The 19,412-nt window shown below is 42.9% G+C and carries 17 protein-coding genes and 1 tRNA gene; 2 read left to right on the plus strand and 16 right to left on the minus strand.

Features of this window, described 5'->3' with window-relative positions; genetic code table 11:
• Positions 1 to 233: 233 nt before the first annotated feature.
• From rplL to JMX07_RS02225, 12 genes are all read right to left on the minus strand, one after another.
• Positions 234 to 605 (minus strand): 50S ribosomal protein L7/L12, encoded by a 372-nt coding sequence (gene rplL / locus JMX07_RS02170; RefSeq protein ID WP_057761722.1) that lies wholly within the window; start codon positions 603 to 605, stop codon positions 234 to 236.
• 120 nt (positions 606 to 725) lie between these two features.
• A complete protein-coding gene (gene rplJ / locus JMX07_RS02175) occupies positions 726 to 1,253 on the minus strand; it encodes a 50S ribosomal protein L10 (RefSeq protein ID WP_057761724.1) in 528 nt (175 codons plus the stop codon).
• Positions 1,254 to 1,710: 457 nt separating this feature from the next.
• Positions 1,711 to 2,412 (minus strand): 50S ribosomal protein L1, encoded by a 702-nt coding sequence (gene rplA / locus JMX07_RS02180; RefSeq protein ID WP_057761725.1) that lies wholly within the window; start codon positions 2,410 to 2,412, stop codon positions 1,711 to 1,713.
• Entirely contained in the window at positions 2,412 to 2,843 is a 432-nt protein-coding gene (rplK, locus tag JMX07_RS02185) for a 50S ribosomal protein L11 (protein WP_057761727.1), read from the minus strand. Before rplK ends, rplA begins: the two co-directional genes overlap by 1 nt.
• Before the next feature lie 90 nt (positions 2,844 to 2,933).
• Entirely contained in the window at positions 2,934 to 3,464 is a 531-nt protein-coding gene (nusG, locus tag JMX07_RS02190; protein ID WP_057761729.1) for a transcription termination/antitermination protein NusG, read from the minus strand.
• Between the two features lie 71 nt (positions 3,465 to 3,535).
• Complete coding sequence (secE, locus tag JMX07_RS02195; RefSeq protein ID WP_057761731.1) at positions 3,536 to 4,021, minus strand: preprotein translocase subunit SecE; 486 nt, start codon at positions 4,019 to 4,021, stop codon at positions 3,536 to 3,538.
• A gap of 51 nt (positions 4,022 to 4,072) precedes the next feature.
• Positions 4,073 to 4,148 (minus strand) — tRNA-Trp (locus JMX07_RS02200).
• A gap of 329 nt (positions 4,149 to 4,477) precedes the next feature.
• Positions 4,478 to 5,668 carry an elongation factor Tu gene (tuf, locus tag JMX07_RS02205; RefSeq protein WP_114701991.1) on the minus strand — a complete coding sequence of 397 codons (1,191 nt, stop codon included), beginning with the start codon at positions 5,666 to 5,668 and terminating at the stop codon, positions 4,478 to 4,480.
• A gap of 223 nt (positions 5,669 to 5,891) precedes the next feature.
• Positions 5,892 to 8,018 (minus strand): elongation factor G, encoded by a 2,127-nt coding sequence (gene fusA, locus JMX07_RS02210; protein ID WP_101205359.1) that lies wholly within the window; start codon positions 8,016 to 8,018, stop codon positions 5,892 to 5,894.
• A gap of 343 nt (positions 8,019 to 8,361) precedes the next feature.
• On the minus strand, positions 8,362 to 8,835 hold the full coding sequence (gene rpsG / locus JMX07_RS02215; protein ID WP_057761735.1) for a 30S ribosomal protein S7: 474 nt from the start codon (positions 8,833 to 8,835) through the stop codon (positions 8,362 to 8,364).
• A 218-nt stretch (positions 8,836 to 9,053) separates the two neighbouring features.
• Positions 9,054 to 9,428, minus strand: coding sequence for a 30S ribosomal protein S12 (rpsL, locus tag JMX07_RS02220; protein WP_011281154.1), 375 nt, complete (start codon positions 9,426 to 9,428; stop codon positions 9,054 to 9,056).
• 411 nt (positions 9,429 to 9,839) lie between these two features.
• Positions 9,840 to 10,946 carry an EcsC family protein gene (locus JMX07_RS02225; protein WP_201605980.1) on the minus strand — a complete coding sequence of 369 codons (1,107 nt, stop codon included), beginning with the start codon at positions 10,944 to 10,946 and terminating at the stop codon, positions 9,840 to 9,842.
• Between the two features lie 498 nt (positions 10,947 to 11,444).
• On the opposite strand from JMX07_RS02225, the gene JMX07_RS02230 reads away from it, so the two are divergent.
• Positions 11,445 to 12,680: a beta-ketoacyl-ACP synthase II gene (locus JMX07_RS02230; protein WP_201605983.1), complete on the plus strand. Its 1,236-nt coding sequence runs from the start codon at positions 11,445 to 11,447 to the stop codon at positions 12,678 to 12,680.
• A 3-nt stretch (positions 12,681 to 12,683) separates the two neighbouring features.
• Positions 12,684 to 14,417: an anthranilate synthase component I family protein gene (locus tag JMX07_RS02235; protein ID WP_201605985.1), complete on the plus strand. Its 1,734-nt coding sequence runs from the start codon at positions 12,684 to 12,686 to the stop codon at positions 14,415 to 14,417.
• Positions 14,418 to 14,569: 152 nt separating this feature from the next.
• On the opposite strand, the gene hisC is transcribed toward JMX07_RS02235, so the two are convergent.
• The 4 genes from hisC to murA form a co-directional block, all read right to left on the minus strand.
• On the minus strand, positions 14,570 to 15,703 hold the full coding sequence (gene hisC, locus JMX07_RS02240; RefSeq protein WP_201605987.1) for a histidinol-phosphate transaminase: 1,134 nt from the start codon (positions 15,701 to 15,703) through the stop codon (positions 14,570 to 14,572).
• A gap of 74 nt (positions 15,704 to 15,777) precedes the next feature.
• Positions 15,778 to 17,073 (minus strand): histidinol dehydrogenase, encoded by a 1,296-nt coding sequence (gene hisD / locus JMX07_RS02245; RefSeq protein WP_201605989.1) that lies wholly within the window; start codon positions 17,071 to 17,073, stop codon positions 15,778 to 15,780.
• A 250-nt stretch (positions 17,074 to 17,323) separates the two neighbouring features.
• A complete protein-coding gene (gene hisG / locus JMX07_RS02250; protein WP_101205353.1) occupies positions 17,324 to 18,016 on the minus strand; it encodes an ATP phosphoribosyltransferase in 693 nt (230 codons plus the stop codon).
• Between the two features lie 94 nt (positions 18,017 to 18,110).
• Positions 18,111 to 19,379 carry a UDP-N-acetylglucosamine 1-carboxyvinyltransferase gene (gene murA / locus JMX07_RS02255; protein ID WP_114701832.1) on the minus strand — a complete coding sequence of 423 codons (1,269 nt, stop codon included), beginning with the start codon at positions 19,377 to 19,379 and terminating at the stop codon, positions 18,111 to 18,113.
• Between the last annotated feature and the right edge of the window lie 33 nt (positions 19,380 to 19,412).

The raw sequence follows: 19,412 nt of genomic DNA on the forward strand, positions 1-19,412 counted from the left end.
GGAAAGCATGCAGACACAAAAAAATGCCAAACATCTACAGACGTTTAGCTCATATTAACTGATTTCAAAAACTGGCATGTGTGCTTGCATGTATATCGTCTGTCCTTTTGATGGGTATCCACCGTGATGTTGCATACGTATGTTGGCAGACACAAAAGGTCAAGCTACGAATTATAGTAAAAAAAAGCTGGCAATGCAAGGCATTACCAGCTTTTTTTCGTACAGTGTTAAACTTATTTTAGTTCAACAGTTGCACCAGCTTCTTCAAGTTTCTTTTTCAACTCTTCAGCTTCAGCTTTAGATGCGCCTTCTTTGATTGGAGCTGGAGCGCTTTCAACCAAATCTTTCGCTTCTTTTAGGCCAAGACCAGTAGCTTCACGTACGGCTTTAATTACGCCAACTTTCTTCTCGCCAAAGCTAGCAAGAACTACGTCAAACTCGTCTTTTTCTTCAGCAGCAGCAGCAGCAGGACCAGCAGCAGCAGGTGCAGCAGCAACAGCAGCTGTTACGCCGAATTTTTCTTCCATGTCGCTGATTAACTCAACGATATCCATTACTGACATTTCAGCGATTGCATTTAACACGTCATCTTTAGATAGTGCCATGAGAACTCTCCGTTATCTGATAAAAATTAATTGATTCTAATATCGCCTTGATTGCTTGCCTAATGTGACAATAAAGTGCAACCAAAATTAGCGATGTTAAAGTTACGTTAAAACAAGCAATTAAGCAGCTTCTTTTGCGTCTTTGATTGCCGCTACAGTGCGAACGAACTTGCCAGGAACAGCGTTCATAGTCTGGACAAGCTTGGTCACTGGTGCATTCATAGTAGCCATCAAGATAGAGATTGCTTCGTCGCGAGTTGGTAGCTTCGATACGCGCTCTAGCTCTTCTGGACCATAAACTTCACCACCGACTGATACTAATTTGGTCTCTAAAGCTTTGTTATCTTTGCTGAAGTCGAAAACGACTCGAGCAGCAGATCCCAAATCTTCCATAGAGAAAGCCAAAAGTAGTGGACCAGTCATACGGTCTGACATGCTCTCAAACTTAGTGCCTTCAAAAGCGCGTTTTGCTAGTGTATTTTTTACCACTTTTAAAACAACACCTTTATCACGAGCTTGTTCGCGCAGCTTAGTAAGCTGTGCAACACCAATACCGTGATATTCGGCAGCTACTGCTGAGTAAGCATTAGCAGCAACTTCAGACACTTCAGCCACAACTTGTTGTTTTTGTTCTAGCGTTAATGCCATAAGTTGACTCCTTTAATCTTATCAATCGACTTATAATAAAAGTGCCAAAAACAAGGTTTTTATGCGCTCAAACTGTAAGCTAAGACTGACTTGATACGACACATTACCAGTGGATTCAATTAATAAAAAAAGCATCTACTGGTAACGACTGATTACGGCACCGTTATCAGAATGACGTTGAGTAATAGTTTGAAGATTATAAATAACCTTATCGCCCTATTCGCTCGTGTCTTAAACTGTGTGGGCCACCGTCTGCGTAGGACAACTAAGATTTTCATCTGTCGTCGATTAACAAAAGTGACTTATTATCATAAGCAACTATCCGAAGATCGCTAACTATGACTCTAAACTACTCTCTACCTACGGTCTTAGACAGCGTAGCAAATACTACGCTGACCTAATTCTTTAAAAACTGTTTGTGTTTATCATTCAAAATATTTGAAGATAAAAACTTTAATTATTTAGCAGTACGATAAGGAACAGCGTCGATCGTTAGACCTGGACCCATCGTGCTAGACAAGGTGATTTTCTTAATGAAAGTACCTTTAGAAGTAGCAGGCTTAGCACGCTTTAGATCAGAAAGAATCGCTTGCGCGTTTTGCTCGATTTGATCAGCAGTGAAACCAACTTGGCCGATAGTTGCATGGATGATACCAGCTTTATCAACACGGTACTGAGCCTGACCAGCTTTCGCATTAGTCACAGCTTCAGCAACGTTTGGCGTTACCGTACCAACTTTAGGGTTAGGCATTAGACCACGTGGGCCTAGGATAGTACCTAACTGACCAACAACACGCATTGCATCTGGAGCTGCAATAACAACATCAAAGTCCATGTTACCGGCTTTGATTTGCTCTGCTAGGTCTTCAAAACCAACGATGTCTGCACCAGCTTCTTTAGCGGCTTCAGCAGCAGCGCCTTGAGCGAATACAGCAACGCGTTTGGTTTTACCAGTACCAGCAGGTAGGTTGGTTGCACCACGAACTACTTGATCAGATTTACGTGGGTCAACGCCCAAGTTTACTGCGATATCGATAGACTCTTTGAATTTTAGCGCTGGCAAATCGTTTAAGATTTGAACCGCTTCTTCAATAGTGTACTGTTTTTCGTTATCAATACGGCTTTGAATTTCTTTTTGACGTTTGGTTAGCTTAGACATTATACACCCTCCACGGTAATACCCATTGAACGTGCAGTACCAGCGATAGTACGGACAGCAGCGTCAAGATCAGCTGCAGTTAAATCTGCATTCTTAGTCTTAACGATGTCTTCTAGTTGTGCACGGTCAACTTTACCAACTTTAGCAGTGTTCGGTGTACCTGAACCTTTAGCAATACCAGCAGCCTTACGTAGTAAGTATGCAGCTGGTGGTGACTTCATGATGAAGGTAAAAGATTTGTCGCTGTATACTGTGATCTCAGTTGGGATCGGTAGACCTGGCTCTTGGCCTGAGGTCGCAGCGTTAAATTCTTTACAGAACGCCATGATGTTCACGCCTTTTTGACCCAAAGCTGGACCAATAGGTGGTGAAGGATTTGCTTTGCCTGCAGGCACTTGCAGTTTGATGTAACCATCAATCTTCTTAGCCATGATACTCTCCTAAATGGGTGATAGCGCCAAATCAATGTGGTATATACCTAATTGACTAACAGCTCCCCGGTTGATGAATTTTTTGCTAATTTAGTCCAGTTTTTCCACTTTACTAAATTCAAGCTCAACCTGCGTAGGTCGATTAAATACGTTTACCGTTAGATGTAGTTTAGACTTCTCGTAATCCACTTTTTCTACCAACCCTTTAAAGTCAGTAAATGGACCATCGATAACCAACAACTCTTCGCCCGGCTCAAATAGAGTCTTAGGACGTGGGTCAGTTTCAGTCTGGTTCAAACGGTTTAAAATGCGATCAGCTTCTACTTGCGTAATCGGTGCAGGCATCTCAGGCGTACCACCGATGAAGCCCATAATACGAGGGCAATCTTTTACGATGTGCCAAGTATTATCGTTCATCTCCATCTGGATCAATACATATCCAGGAAAGAACTTGCGCTCACTCTTACGTTTTTTGCCGTCTTTCATTTCGACGACTTCTTCAGTAGGAACCAACACATCACCGAATGACTCAGCAAAGTCACTACGATTAATACGATCAGTTAATGAACGTTGTACTTGTTTTTCATATCCTGAAAACGCTTGGACAATATACCAACGCATATCACGCTCCTGATCATTATAAATAAGTCGTTAAAAGTAAATGTCTCGCTAATAGTCACTAATACGTGCTATTAACCGATAAAGATACCAACGAACCAATTAAAAAAGTTATCCAATAACCAAATAAAGAAACCGGCAATCGCAATCACGACAATTACTTGCCATGTGTATTGAAAGGTTTCATCTTTACCTGGCCATGTCACTCGGCGAAGCTCAACGGCAGCGTCTTTTAATAATATTTTAAAAGCACGGCCTTGATGCGTTAGCGCCAAACAGACTAATGCAAATACAACAAGTGCGACAATAATACCAATACGTACCCAGACATCGTTGGCAGGTTGCCAATAGCCTGGTAAGTATTGATTTACTAGAGTCGCACCGATTAATACAGCTGCGGCAAGTAGCCACAAAATCAAATCTTTTATTGAGCCAGTCTTAGCTACTTCAACAGCAGTAGTACCGCTAGCTGAAACATGCTTATTTTTAGACAGCATTCCACCAGCAACCGCCTTGGCATCAGATAACTTAGTCTCGAGGTTATCTTGATCATTGCTCATAAAGAACTCGCTTCGGAGATGGTGGGGTACAACAAAGATGTGATAAGAAGATGGCAGGCGATGTAGGACTCGAACCTACAACCCTCGGTTTTGGAGACCGATGCTCTACCAATTGAGCCAATCGCCTATGGGTGTAAAGGACAGCATTATACAATATTTAGCATAGAATGCAAGCCCTTGACGGTAAAATTATTAATTTTACCTGATTTTGCACCACTGCAGTCTAAAATAACTGCTAGCGTTAAGTGCAGCGATAATATAACAAGCTATGCCGTAGATTACAATATGCTATCTAACAAATAATTATCTCTATCTCACATATCGTGAGTTATTGTTTCGCTAAAGCTATTATTCTAATTATAATAATGATTCACATTCTCCCACAAAAAAAGACCACCCTAGATAGGATGGCCTTTTTTATGAATAATTCATAAGCTCATTGCTGAGACTTAAGGATTAGTTCAATACGTTAGCAACAACACCAGCGCCTACAGTACGGCCGCCTTCACGAATAGCGAAGCGAAGACCTTTGTCCATAGCGATTGGGTGGATAAGCTCTACGCCCATCTCAACGTTATCACCAGGCATTACCATTTCAGTACCGTCTTGTAATTGGATTGCGCCAGTTACGTCAGTAGTACGGAAGTAGAACTGTGGACGATAGCCGTTTAGGAATGGTGTGTGACGACCACCCTCTTCTTTGCTCAACACATATACTTCAGCGTCAAACTTGGTGTGAGGAGTGATTGAACCTGGCTTAGCTAGTACTTGGCCACGTTGTACGTCTTCACGCTTAGTACCACGTAGTAGTACGCCACAGTTTTCGCCTGCACGACCTTCGTCAAGCAGTTTACGGAACATCTCTACACCAGTACAGGTGGTTTTTTGAGTGTCACGGATACCAACGATTTCGATCTCGTCGCCAACTTTAACGATACCAGATTCAACACGGCCTGTTACTACGGTACCACGACCTGAGATTGAGAATACGTCTTCGATTGGCATTAGGAATGCTTTGTCGATGTCACGCTCTGGCTCTGGGATGTAGGTGTCTAGTACGTTTAGTAGTTCTACAACAGCTGGTTGGCCGTATTTTTCTTGTGAGCCTTTTAGGGCTTCAGTAGCAGAACCTTTAACGATAGGAGTGTCATCGCCTGGGAAGTCATAGTCGTTCAATAATTCACGAACTTCCATTTCTACTAGTTCTAACAATTCTTCGTCATCAACCATGTCACATTTGTTCATGAATACGATGATGTACGGTACGCCAACCTGACGTGAAAGCAAGATGTGCTCACGAGTCTGTGGCATAGGGCCGTCAGTTGCAGATACGACTAGGATTGCGCCGTCCATCTGAGCAGCACCAGTGATCATGTTTTTAACATAATCGGCGTGACCTGGGCAATCTACGTGAGCATAGTGACGGCTGTCTGTGTCATATTCTACGTGTGAGGTGTTGATTGTGATACCACGTGCTTTTTCTTCTGGTGCTGAGTCAATAGACGCGTAGTCTTTGGCTTCGCCACCAGAGGTGATTGCAGCTACGGTTGCGATTGCAGCGGTAAGGGTTGTTTTACCATGGTCAACGTGTCCGATTGTACCGACGTTGACGTGTGGCTTGTTACGTTCAAACTTGGCCTTTGCCATGGGTATTTCCTCTTTTTTTGGGGTTCAAGACTTAACTCATATAAATATGATTATTAAGACGATTTTGACCACATTAAGATAATTGTTAAAAGGTTGCACATACTAATGTGCAGATATTATAAGAAAATCGCGGCCAATAACAAGTCTTTTAACAAGTTATTGGCGTATTCTTTAGTGACAATACACAGACGTACTCTATATTGTCACTTTCAGTAAGTTTTATTTACTCGTCATCATCTTTAGAGTTGAACTTAGAGATGATTTCAGCAGCAACTGATTTTGGAATCTCAGCGTACTTTTGGAATTCCATTGAGTAAGTTGCACGGCCTTGTGACATAGAGCGCATTTGAGTGGCATAACCAAACATTTCCGCTAATGGTACTTCAGCACGAATCTGTTTAGTACCGCCAGGTAGATCTTCCATACCCTGTACCAAACCACGACGACGGTTAAGATCGCCCATGATGTCGCCCATGTAGTCTTCAGGTGTTTCAACTTCTACTTTCATTACTGGCTCAAGTAGTGCTGGATCAGCTGCTAAGAAACCTTTTCTGAAGGCCATAGAACCAGCCATCTTAAATGACAATTCATCAGAGTCAACGTCATGATAAGAACCATCATACAAGGTCGCTTTTACGCCAACTACTGGGTAGCCTGCAAGTACGCCGTTTTTCATGCGCTCTTGGATACCTTTATCAACAGCACCGTGGAATTCTTTTGGTACAGTACCACCAACAACTTCTTCAGCGAATTCATATTCAGTGTCGCCAGCTGGATCAAGTGGCTCAAGACGTAACCAAACATGACCAAACTTACCACGACCACCTGTTTGACGTACGAATTTGCCTTCTTGTTCAACAGTGTTACGAATCGTCTCACGATAAGCAACCTGAGGTGCACCGATGTTTGCTTCAACGTTGAATTCACGCTTCATACGGTCAACAAGAATCTCTAGATGTAGCTCACCCATACCACTGATGATTGTCTGACCAGATTCTTCGTCAGTGTGTACACGGAACGATGGATCTTCTTTTGCCAAACGGCCAAGAGCGATTGACATTTTTTCTTGGTCAGCTTTGGTCTTTGGCTCAACAGCTAGAGAGATAACTGGATCTGGGAATTCCATACGCTCAAGAGTGATCACGTTGTCTTCATCACATAGCGTATCACCAGTAGTCACATCTTTCATGCCGACTAGAGCTGCGATATCACCAGTACGAATCTCTGCAAGCTCTTCTTGAGAGTTTGCCATCATCTGTACGATACGACCAACACGCTCACGCTTCATTTTAACTGGGTTATAAACACTGCTACCCTGCTTCATTACACCAGAATAAACACGTACGAAGGTTAAGTTACCAACGAATTTGTCATTCATGATTTTGAACGCTAGTGCTGAGAAAGGTGCTTCATCTGATGCTTCACGGCTGCCTTCGCTTTCGTCTTTGTCATCAAGAATACCTTTAATAGCAGGTACGTCGATTGGTGCAGGTAGATACTGAATAACGGCATCTAGCATCTTCTGTACACCTTTGTTCTTAAAGGCAGTACCACAAAGAAGCGGAATGATTTCGTTATCGATAGTTAACTGACGAATAGCACCGTGAATTTGTTCTACAGTCAACTCACCGTTTTCTAGGTATTCGTTCATCAACTCTTCGTTGGCTTCAGCAGCATTTTCTACAAGGTGCTCGCGGTATTCTGCTGCTTTTTCTTGTAGTTCAGTTGGGATTTCGCGCTCATCATATTGCATACCTTGAGACGCTTCGTCCCAATAGATAGCTTTCATGGTCACTAGATCAACAACGCCTTCGAAGTCATCTTCTTTACCAATTGGGATAACCAATGGTACAGGGTTACCGCCTAAGCGAGTTTTGATCTGTTCGATAACACGATAGAAATCAGCACCAACACGATCCATTTTGTTTACAAATGCAAGACGTGGTACTTTATATTTGTTCGCCTGACGCCATACGGTCTCAGACTGTGGCTGAACGCCGCCTACTGCACAGTAAACCATGCAAGCGCCATCAAGTACACGCATAGAACGTTCAACTTCGATCGTGAAGTCAACGTGACCTGGGGTATCGATGATGTTGATACGGTGTTCGTCAAACTGTTTAGCCATACCTGACCAAAAACAAGTTGTTGCCGCTGAGGTAATAGTAATACCACGCTCTTGTTCTTGCTCCATCCAGTCCATAGTGGCTGCGCCATCATGTACTTCGCCAATTTTGTGGCTAACACCGGTATAGAATAAAACACGCTCTGTAGTGGTTGTCTTACCAGCATCGATGTGCGCTGAGATACCAATATTGCGATAGCGTTTTAGGGGAGTTTTACGAGCCATAGTGTTTTCCTAGGAAAAGTCGTGTATATAATAATGTATTGTGTCTCTACCTCATACTCTATGACAAAGCGTTCAGCTTCGTAATATTACTTACTGATTATTGAGCCTAATACGGACAAAAAAAGAGCAAATACTAAGAATAGTGCGGCATCAAATTTGGGATGCTCTCCAGCAAAAACTGTATTTGTTAAGAGAGACATCTGGATAGATGTCCGCCACCTCAGTCATCAATAAATAACATTTATATATGACCGAATGATGATGGCGGCAATCAATAGAATAAACAACAATGTAAGATTAAATGGCATGAGCCTCTAATCTCAAGCTACTATTAAAAAGTAGCTTAGAAACGGTAATGAGAGAATGCTTTGTTAGCATCTGCCATGCGGTGAACTTCGTCACGCTTTTTCATAGCAGCGCCTTTGCCATCAGCAGCATCATTCAATTCGCCAGCTAAACGCAAAGCCATTGATTTTTCAGAACGCTTAGCAGCAGCTTCAGCTAACCAACGCATAGCCAATGCAGTACGACGGGAGGGGCGTACTTCCATTGGTACTTGATAGGTTGCACCACCGACACGGCGAGCTTTTACTTCTACCATTGGGCGTACATTTTCTAGCACTTCTTCGAAGAAAGATACTGGATCTTCAACTTTACGCTTCTCACTTACTGTCTCAAGTGCACCGTAAACGATACGCTCAGCAGTAGATTTTTTACCATCACTCATTACATGGTTGATGAATTTTGCAACAGTTTGGCTACCAAACTTAGGATCCGGTAGGATCTCACGGGCAGCAACGACGCGACGTCTTGGCATAATAAATTTCCTTATCTTCAGGAGTGTCTAACATTCACAACATCGACTACTTATCATTAGGATATAGCAGTGAGTTATCAGTTAGCCTTACTGCATGGTGGTATGTTTTAATAGCAAATCACAGATATATATTTATATAAAAGCGATATTACTACTGACACCAAACCCATGCACAGTTATTGGGTAGTGCAAAAAGCTTATCTAATAACGTTTAGTTATTAAACTTTAGGCTTCTTAGCACCGTACTTAGAGCGACCTTGCTTACGGTCTTTAACGCCTGCGCAATCTAATGCACCGCGAACAGTGTGATAACGTACACCTGGTAGATCTTTTACACGACCACCACGGATTAGAACAACACTGTGCTCTTGTAGGTTATGACCTTCGCCGCCGATGTAGCTTGATACTTCATAGCCTGAAGTCAAACGTACACGACATACTTTACGCATGGCAGAGTTAGGTTTTTTTGGCGTGGTAGTATATACACGAGTACATACACCGCGACGCTGTGGGCACGCTTCCAACGCAGGAACTTTTGACTTTTCCTTGATGGTTTTGCGACCTTTACGAATCAATTGGTTAGTTGTTGCCATAAGGCATCCTTCTCCCGTTTGGTATAAAACAAAAAAATGGGCCAATGCACCATCTATCTGACAATAATTGCAGATTTCGGGGCACCCATTTTTAGGACAGTGTATTATAAAGAGTTGTTGCTGCTATTTCAACCACTTATGAATGGTTTCGCTTTACAACATTTGATAGATATGCATTCAGCCTCTCATTGTATCACTTTATAGATTTTTCGCCGAAAAATAGCGTAATAAATAAAGTACACAAAGCGAGCTCAAGCATCATTAAGAAAAGATGTTTAACATTGAAATGGTACTTGATAGTAACTAAGTGGTAGTATTTATCCTAATTTTCAAGTCGTGTTGCTCAATCAAACTAAGATAAATACCATTGCGCTTATAAAGCTATAACCCAACTAGCAAATAATATCTTTATTACTTGGCTTTTTTATCAGACGTTTGCTTGTCTGCGTCTTTTTTACTGCTAGTTTCTTCCTTATCAGTAACTTTTTCTGGATCACTGCTTTTTTCTTTGGGCTCTGTGTCTTTTTTCGCCTCATCAGTATTAGCCTTTTCTACTTTAGCCTCACTGCTGCTGTCATCAGTAATGGCACGATTGGCTAGTTTTGCCTCTGGCGCAAAGGTCGCTTGAGCAACGCCAATAACTTCGTCAATCAACTGACTGTTGTAGTGCATACCGATCGCTACTGCGGTGACAGGAATAAAACGACGAACCCATGATAAATTAATCTGATCTAAATCAATACCTACTTGACTGGCGACTTTGTCTATTTGCGCAGCATAGAAATTTACATTTTTATTTTTCAGACCGAGATTTTTAAGTTCACTATGTAGTCCATTGCTCTGAGCATTATCAAGCAAACCTTTACCAATACCTAGACCAGCTAGTAGCGCTTGTTTTTCTTGCATCTTGCTCAAATCAGCGTTTGATAGTAGTTCGTACGCCATCTTGACGCCTTGCTTACCTGTCAGCGGCTTATTATATACAGCAGCAATCTGATAAACCGTACGTAATGAAACCAATAATAGCCACAATGTATCAGCTAGCAAACCTGGTAGACCTGCCAAACCTGTCAAACCACCCATCATTGCAAGCGCGCGGTTTTGATTAGCGATATCAGTAGCTAGCGCATAACGCTCTTCGTCATCTAAAGTAGCAATATTGGCAAAACGATGCTCATTAGGTAAGTCGAGTTGGCTCCAGTTGGCAGCGAGGTTGGCTACTTGGGCAAATGCGCCGTCAACTGTCGATTGGAAAAAGCTATTCGGCACGACTTTCTTGGCGTATTTACCATAAGTAGCAAAGCGTGGTCCTAAAAGTTGCTGCGTAGCTTTTAAGGTTTGCTCACGAAACAAGTCTTGTTGGTAGTCTTCATCGCCTAGGTCGACGGCTTTGTATTGACGCGGTTTGCCTGTTTTAGCATTTACGCTGTCAATCATAGCCCCTACACGCTCTAGGTTGTTTCGAGTAAAAGAGCCAATGGTATTTATGCTTTTAGAAAGAGTACTACGCTTTGCCATCGTGATGTCCTTAATATGATGAAGTGGTTTTTAATATAGTTGTATTTTAATATGATAGTTAATTATTAATAATAGTGAATCTATTATTCTAGCCAGTTATCGTAACTGGTGTCAGTGCGAACAATGTTATTAGAATCACAAATTTTGTATCTAAAGTATAATTCCGTCCATAGTCAGTAGCTAGTCTTACTTCTCATCTCTTTACTCAAAACTCAGTCATAAGTGTTATTTTGTCGTTATTTTACACTTGTCCGAAGATTTCCAGTGCTTGATACGTTATCATGTGCCATAACTGAGAGCATAATTGTACACTGAATTTATATTGTCTCTGATAGACCGTTAACAGAATTTCGTTACCTAAATTCATGCTATCGTTATCTACATAGACTATTTTTTCATTATAATGCTTGAATTAACTCATAGTTAAACATCATATATAGATTTACCACGATTATTGCAACCAACTGCTAGCAAGTCGTTACTTATAAGGAATAGCATATGCGCCGCGTCGTTATTACTGGAGCAGGGATTGTCTCTTGTATTGGACATGATTTAGATACTGTCACCACTGCCCTCAAAGAAGGTCAGTCTGGCATTACATTTAACGATTCTTATGCTGAGCACGAGTTTAAATCACACGTGAGCGGTAGTATCAATCAATCAGAACTTGATACCAGTGGTATCGATCGTAAGCTGAAACGGTTCTTTAGTGACGCCAGTCTCTATGCTTATGTTAGTGCACTAAATGCGATTGAGCACTCTGGCCTGTCACTTGATACTATCAATAACAACCCACGAGTGGGTGTAGTGGCAAGTTCGGGCGGCGCATCAACAGAAAATATCGTCAATGCTATCGATGCTATGCGCGAAAAAGGTCTACGCGGTGTAGGCGCAATGGCAGTACCAAAGACAATGGGCAGCTCGGTATCAGCCGCTTTAGCAACCGGTCTCAAAATCCAAGGCGTCTCCTACTCTCTCGCCTCTGCTTGTGCGACTTCGACACACTGTATCGGTCATGCTGCTGAGCTTATCCAATTGGGTAAAGCCGATGTGATATTGGCTGGTGGTAGTGAAGCTGAGCATTGGACGCAGTCTTGTATGTTTGATGCTATGGGCGCAGTTAGTACTCAGTATAACGACACACCAAAACTTGCCTCAAGAGCCTATGACAAAGACCGTGACGGTTTTGTGATTGCTGCTGGTGGCGCGATGGTGGTTGTAGAGAGTCTGGAACATGCTCAAGCACGCGGCGCTAATATTTTGGCTGAAATCGTTGGCTATGGTGCCAGCTCTGATGGTGCAGAAATGGTTGCGCCAAGCGGTGAAGGTGCTGTTCGCTGTATGCAACAAGCCTTAACTGAAGCGGGTCTAGAAAGTGTCGATTACATCAACAGCCATGGTACTAGTACACCGTTAGGCGATATTACTGAGCTTAAAGCGATTGCTAAAGTATTTGATAATGACATCAGTAAAGTACCTGCTATCAGCTCAACCAAATCAATGACAGGTCATAGCTTGGGTGCTGTTGGTGCACAAGAGCTGATTTATTGTCTACTGATGCTACAGGACGGCTTTATCGCTCCAAGTATCAATGTTGATAACTTGGACCCTGCTGCTGAAGGTTTCGATATTGTCACCGAAATGCGTGAAGCTAATCTTGAAACCTTGATGAGTAATAGCTTTGGCTTTGGTGGTACCAACGCTACGCTAATTATCAAAAAGTTTGACGCTTAACCCATGCTTGTATCAAATCACAATACAACTGAGCAGACAGATTCTGTGCCATCGCCAGCTAGCAAACCTAGCTGGCGTTTTGGTGATTTGTCAGCGGCTGAATTAATGCCACAGCTAAGACGCCATTTACTTAACCAAGATGATGCAGAAAATTGGCAATTGGCTTGGTTAAATAATGACGGACGACCAGTAATTGGCTTGCTGCCTAAAGTCAGCTGGTCGGTTTATCCCAATTGTGAGCAAGCCTCTAGTGATTTACCCAATATTTATAAGGTGATTAAGAGTTGTCGCAATACTGACTTGAGTCGCGATACTAATGTAAATAGCGTTGATAACAATTATGCTAGCACCACAGCTTATATGAGCTATCTAGAGTGGCAAGAGGAACTAATCGCTTATAGTAACGATCAAGAAATTAATCACGACACCTCATATATCAATAACGAAGAAAGCCCAAAACCCAGTTATCATCATGGGCTAATCGGTTTTATTGGTTATGATATTGCGGCCTATGAGCTAAGCCCTGCCGATAGAATTGAATTGGCAATACAGCCGTGTGCTTCATTAGGGCATTATGATATTTATCTAACACCTACGGCACATGCTGATACAGGTTGGACGTTAAAGAATCATCTAACTAACGACGATGCTTCTGAGAATACCGATCATGAGACAAACGATATTCTTATAAATACTCTTACCTCTTACCTAGGTGAACTGGATCAAAAACTGTCTGATAAACATCTCAATCAACCACAGTTTAAAGATGTATCAAACATCACTCCCCTAGTTTTAAGTCCGCGATGGAGTAAGCTTAATTATCAACAAGCATTTAATCGCACACAAGACTATCTACAACAAGGTGACTGCTATCAGATAAACCTGACACAGAAATGGTCTGGCAGTTTAGCGCGTGAAAATAACGATGTTCAATCAGCCTTTTCGCTTATTGACTATTTGCCTGCGCTATATCGCAATACAAAAGTGCCTTTTGCAGGATATATGAGCGTTGATAGCAATGATGGTGATTACCTAAATAGAAGCAGCAGCTTTAACACAGATAGCAATCATTTTGAATTGTTAAGCTGCTCACCTGAGTTATTTTTTACATTCACTAGAGAAGTTGATACTGGCAAACACTCTATTCGCACCAAGCCTATCAAGGGAACCATGCCGCGAGGTACGTCTAACGAGCAAGATGAGCGCTATAAACAGCAATTGGTCAATAGCGAAAAAGACCGTGCCGAAAATGTCATGATTGTCGATTTACTGCGTAATGATTTGGGCAAATACGCCAAAATTGGCACTGTGAAAGTACCACAGTTATTTGCAATTGAGAGCTTTAGTAACGTGCATCATATGGTGAGTACCATTACTGCTGAGCTAAAAGCTGATACTCATCCGTTGGCTGTATTGTTTGGTAGTCTGCCTGCTGGCTCTATTACTGGCACACCGAAAAAACGCGCTGTTGAGATCATCGCTGAGTTGGAGTCTACGCCACGCGGTGCCTACTGTGGCACTATGGGTTATATGAACTTTGATGGTAGTGGTCAATGGAATGTGCTCATTCGTACTTTGCAAGCCAACGCTTTGTCGAATGATGACTGTAATAAAGAAAGACACGTTAACCTGTGGGCAGGTGGCGGTATTACGGTCGCATCCGATTGTGATGCTGAATACCAAGAATGCTTAGATAAAGTAGGTAATTTATTATCAGTACTTGCTCAAAAAACCTAAGATAGCGAACTCAAATATTATTGCTAATTTGAAATTAAAAAAGCCTGCCAACGTTACGTTAGCAGGCTTTTTTAAGACTTATCGATAGTAGTGTGCGTTATGAATAAAGAGACGTACCTATCAACATTCTATATTAAGCTATCAATATAATATTATTCAGCAACAACGCTAGCATCGACTTGCAAGGCTTTTAGCGCATCAATCAAACGGTTGTTCTGCTCTGCTGTACCGATAGTAATACGCAAGTACTCTGCAATACGCGGCTTATCAAAATGCCGAACGATAATGCCTTGCTCGCGTAACGCACTCGCGACAACGCTAGCATTGCCATCTTTTGGACGAGCGAATACGAAGTTTGCATGTGACGGTAGGACCTTATAGCCCAATGTCGTCAACTCTGCTGTCAGTGACGTACGTAAATCAATGACTTGCTGACGGGTGTGCTCAAAATACTCAGTATCTAACACACTCGCAGTCGCCCCAGCTTGAGCCAATTTATCCAATGGATAGCTGTTAAAGCTATTTTTCATCCGTGTCAGTGCTTCAATCAACGATGCATTGCCAAAGGCCATACCAACCCGCAATCCAGCAAGTGAGCGTGATTTTGAAAAGGTTTGGGTCACGATGACGTTATCACATTCATTGATTAAGCTCACCGCTGAGACTGGAGCATCTGCATTGCTCTCGTCTATCTGAGCAAAATCGATATATGCCTCATCAATCACAATGACCGCATTAGAATGCTCACTCGCAAGTTTACGAATATCAGCAAGCGACAGCAGTAAGCCCGTTGGTGCATTAGGGTTAGCAATGATAATACCACTACAAGGCTGACGATAAGCATCAGGGTCAATGCTAAAGTCTTCTTCTAGAGGAATCTGTACAAGCTCTACTCCAAACGTCTGCGCATATACAGGATAGAAACTATAACCAATATCAGGTGATAGCAGCGGACGCTCTTTTAAAAAGAAACTCGCAAAGACTAATGCCAAGACTTCATCTGAACCATTACCGACAAATACTTGATTGATATCAAGGTTGTATGACTGTGCCAATGCAGCACGCAAGTCATTAGATTCAGGAGCAGGATACAAACGTAGTTCATCAGCTTGCTGCTCTAAAACCTTAGCAATAGCCTCCCCTACTTTTGGCGAGGGTGGAAATGGGTTTTCATTGGTATTTAGTTTGCATAGATTGTCGTGTTGCGGCTGCTCACCTGGAATATAAGGTGACAAGTTGCGCGCTTTAGACGACCACAGTCTGGTGTCTATCTTTGACTCACTCATAAATTATCCTACTATTAGCCACAAAGACTATTAAAAATAAATATCAAAAGTAAAAGCTAAAAATTCAAAATCAATTACTGATAACGATAACGAGCTGAACGCGCATGGGCTTCTAAGTCCTCACGCTGCGCTAAAATATCAGCTGTCTCAGCCAAAGGCTTACTGCCGGATTCACTACAATAAATGATGGATGATTTCTTTTGAAAATCGTAAACACCTAACGGCGAAGAAAAGCGAGCAGTGCCTGATGTTGGCAGTACATGGTTCGGTCCTGCACAGTAATCCCCAATAGCTTCAGGCGTATGACGACCCATAAAGATAGCGCCCGCATGACGAATATCGTTTAACAGTGCGTCAGGATTATCAACAGATAACTCTAAATGCTCAGGAGCAATACGATTGATAAGTGCCATACCTTCGCTACGATCTTTTACCAAAATCAGTGCGCCGCGGTTCTGCAGTGAGTCACGCGCGATATCTGCTTTTGGCAGCTCAGTCAGTGCTTTTTCTATCTCAAGTGCTACTTCGTTGAGCTGCTCTTCGCTAGTCGTCACAAAGATAGCTTGTGCAATACGGTCATGCTCAGCTTGAGACAATAGATCCATCGCGAGCCAGTCCGCTCTATCTTGTGCTTCGCCTTCTGCATACACCAATACTTCTGAAGGTCCGGCAATCATATCGATACCAACTTGACCAAATACCGCGCGTTTGGCTGCAGCGACATATTTATTGCCTGGTCCTGTGATTTTGTCCACGGCTGGAATCGTTTCAGTGCCGTAAGCTAAAGCTGCTACTGCTTGAGCGCCACCGATAGTAAAGACGCGATCGACTTGGGCCAGATGGGCCGCTGCCAATACTAACGGATTGAGCACGCCTTTAGGCGCTGGTACGACCATGATAACTTCAGTGACGCCAGCTACCTTAGCAGGAATGGCGTTCATCAATACTGACGATGGATAAGAAGCCAGACCGCCCGGCACATAAATCCCAACGCGATCAAGTGGCGTGACTTTTTGACCCAATCGGTTACCTAGCTCATCCTCATACTGCCATGTTTCTTGTACTTGGCGCTCATGGAATGTCTGTACCCGAGTCGCTGCTGTGGTCAACGCTATCTTTACTTTTTCATCAAGATTGGCAAACGCTTCAGCAAGCGCTTCTTTAGACAGCTCTAACTCTCGCATCGACGTTGCTGGATGCTGGTCAAACTGCTGAGTCAATGCCAACACGACGCTATCACCATCAGCACGTACTTGGGCGATGATATCGTCGACGGTATGTAATAATTCAGCATCATTGACTGTCTCAAAGGCAAGCAACTGTGTCAATTGACTATCAAAATCGGCATCTTGGGTACTTAACTGGCGCATGACCTAATCCTATATCTGAGCATAAAGTAGTGCTAAAAATGAACGGTTTGGAACTGAGTAAAGTAGGTTTATCTTTCAAAATATTGCGGCTTACTCGACGTCTTCTTGTCTGATTTTTATGGTGATTTTATGTTTCCGCAAGCTAAGACAACAAAACCAGTTTAGCACGCTACGTCACTCATAGCCTGCTAAACTGGTTTAAAAATTTGTATAACCATGCTTTATATTACCAATGACTTGCACTGGATCATTAGCTGTTGGCGATACTATTTTTAAAGCTATCTAAAATTGGTTCTAGTAGTGCAAATTTGCGCTTATAGCTCACTTGATTGACAATCAAACGTGAGGAAACATCGCAAATATGATCGCGTGCCTCAAGTCCATTGGCACGCAATGTATTGCCTGTATCGACCACATCGACAATCAGATCGCCCAAGCCAACCAACGGCGCAAGCTCCATCGAACCGTAAAGTTTGATGACATCAACCTGCTGACCTTGGCTTGCAAAATAAGCACGAGCGACATTGACATATTTGGTCGCGATACGCAGGCGACGATTTGGCAGCGGTGCATCTTTCACACCCGCAGTCATCAATTTGCACTGAGCAATCTGCAAATCGAGCAATTCATAAACATGATTGGCACCATGCTCAAGCAGCACATCTTTACCCGCCACCCCAAAGTCAGCAGCGCCATGTTCGACATAAGTCGGCACGTCACTGGCACGCAAAATCAATACACGTACATTTGGATTTGAGGTTGGAAAAATCAGTTTACGTGACGCTTCAGGATCTTCTAAAAGATCAACGCCAGCTGCACGTAGCAGCGGCATGGTCTCTTCTAAAATGCGGCCTTTTGATAAAGCCAAGGTTAGACCTGAAAACTCATCGTTTACTTCGTTTAATAAACCGCTGGCTGGTAAAGATTTGCTTGTCTCAGTCATAATGACATCGTGTCCATGTGCAGTCCCCTACTCAAAGGGGAGTTTTTAATTTATAACGTAATATGGGTAACAGTCGATATTGAGTCAATCAATATTAAGCGTTGGTATTAATACGCTCGATGTTCACGCCTAAGCTACGCAGCTTGTCTTCAACATGCTCATAACCACGGTCAATGTGGTAAATACGGTCAATCAGGCTCTCGCCTTCAGCAGTCGCCGCTGCCATTACCAATGACATAGACGCACGTAAATCCGTCGCCATGACTGGTGCTGCAGTAAAGTTTTCGACACCTCGTACTACGGCAGTGTGACCATCAACCTGAATAGACGCGCCCAAACGATTGAGCTCTGGTACATGCATATAACGGTTTTCGAAAATATTTTCAATAAAAGTACTTGTACCGTCAGCTAAGCAAGCAATCGCCATGAGCTGAGCTTGCATATCCGTTGGAAAACCAGGATGTGGCTGTGTACGAATATCAACCGCCTTTGGACGACCTTTCATTTGTGCGCGAATCCAGTCATCACCGCTCGTGATAGTTGCACCCATGTCTTCGAACTTCTCTAGCACTGGCGTCAATAATAGAGCAGATGTTTTTTTGGTCAATACATCGCCACGTGTCATCAAGGCACCAGCAAGGTATGAGCCTGTTTCGATACGGTCAGGGACAACTGAGTATTCACAGCCGTGTAGACGCTCTACCCCTTCGATGGTCATCGTTGATGTACCGATACCGCTTATTTTGGCACCCATTGCAACCAACATATTGGCCAAATCAACCACTTCTGGCTCTAACGCACAGTTACCTAAAACAGTGGTGCCTTTGGCTAGTGCTGCTGCCATGATGACGTTTTCAGTACCGCCGACGGTAATCATATCAAATGAGAAATTACAGCCTAATAGCTTACCACCTTTAGGTGCTTGAGCTTTTACATAGCCATTCTCTACACTGATCTCAGCACCCATCGCTTCAAACGCTTTTAGATGCTGATCAACAGGGCGTGAACCAATAGCACAGCCACCTGGCAATGAGACTTCGGCTTCGCCAAAACGTGCCAGTAGCGGCCCTAGTACCAAGATTGACGCGCGCATGGTTTTTACCAAATCATACGGTGCATAAAAGTTATCGATACTCTTGGTATCGCAAGTGACCGTATCATCTTGCTTCTGGATTTTGATACCCATGCCACCGATCAATTCAATCAACGTTCGCACGTCTTGTAGTGACGGCACGTTATGCAGTGTCGTTGGGGTCTCAGCCAATATCATAGCTGCGAGTAACGGCAAAGCGGCATTTTTGGCGCCTGAGATGGTGACTTCCCCTGCGATACGACTACTACCAGTGATTAAAAATTGATCCATAAAGGTGACAACCTAGCGATGAGTATAAAAAAT

Origin of the sequence: Psychrobacter immobilis (assembly GCF_904846235.1) — a bacterium.
Classification (GTDB): domain Bacteria; phylum Pseudomonadota; class Gammaproteobacteria; order Pseudomonadales; family Moraxellaceae; genus Psychrobacter; species Psychrobacter immobilis_C.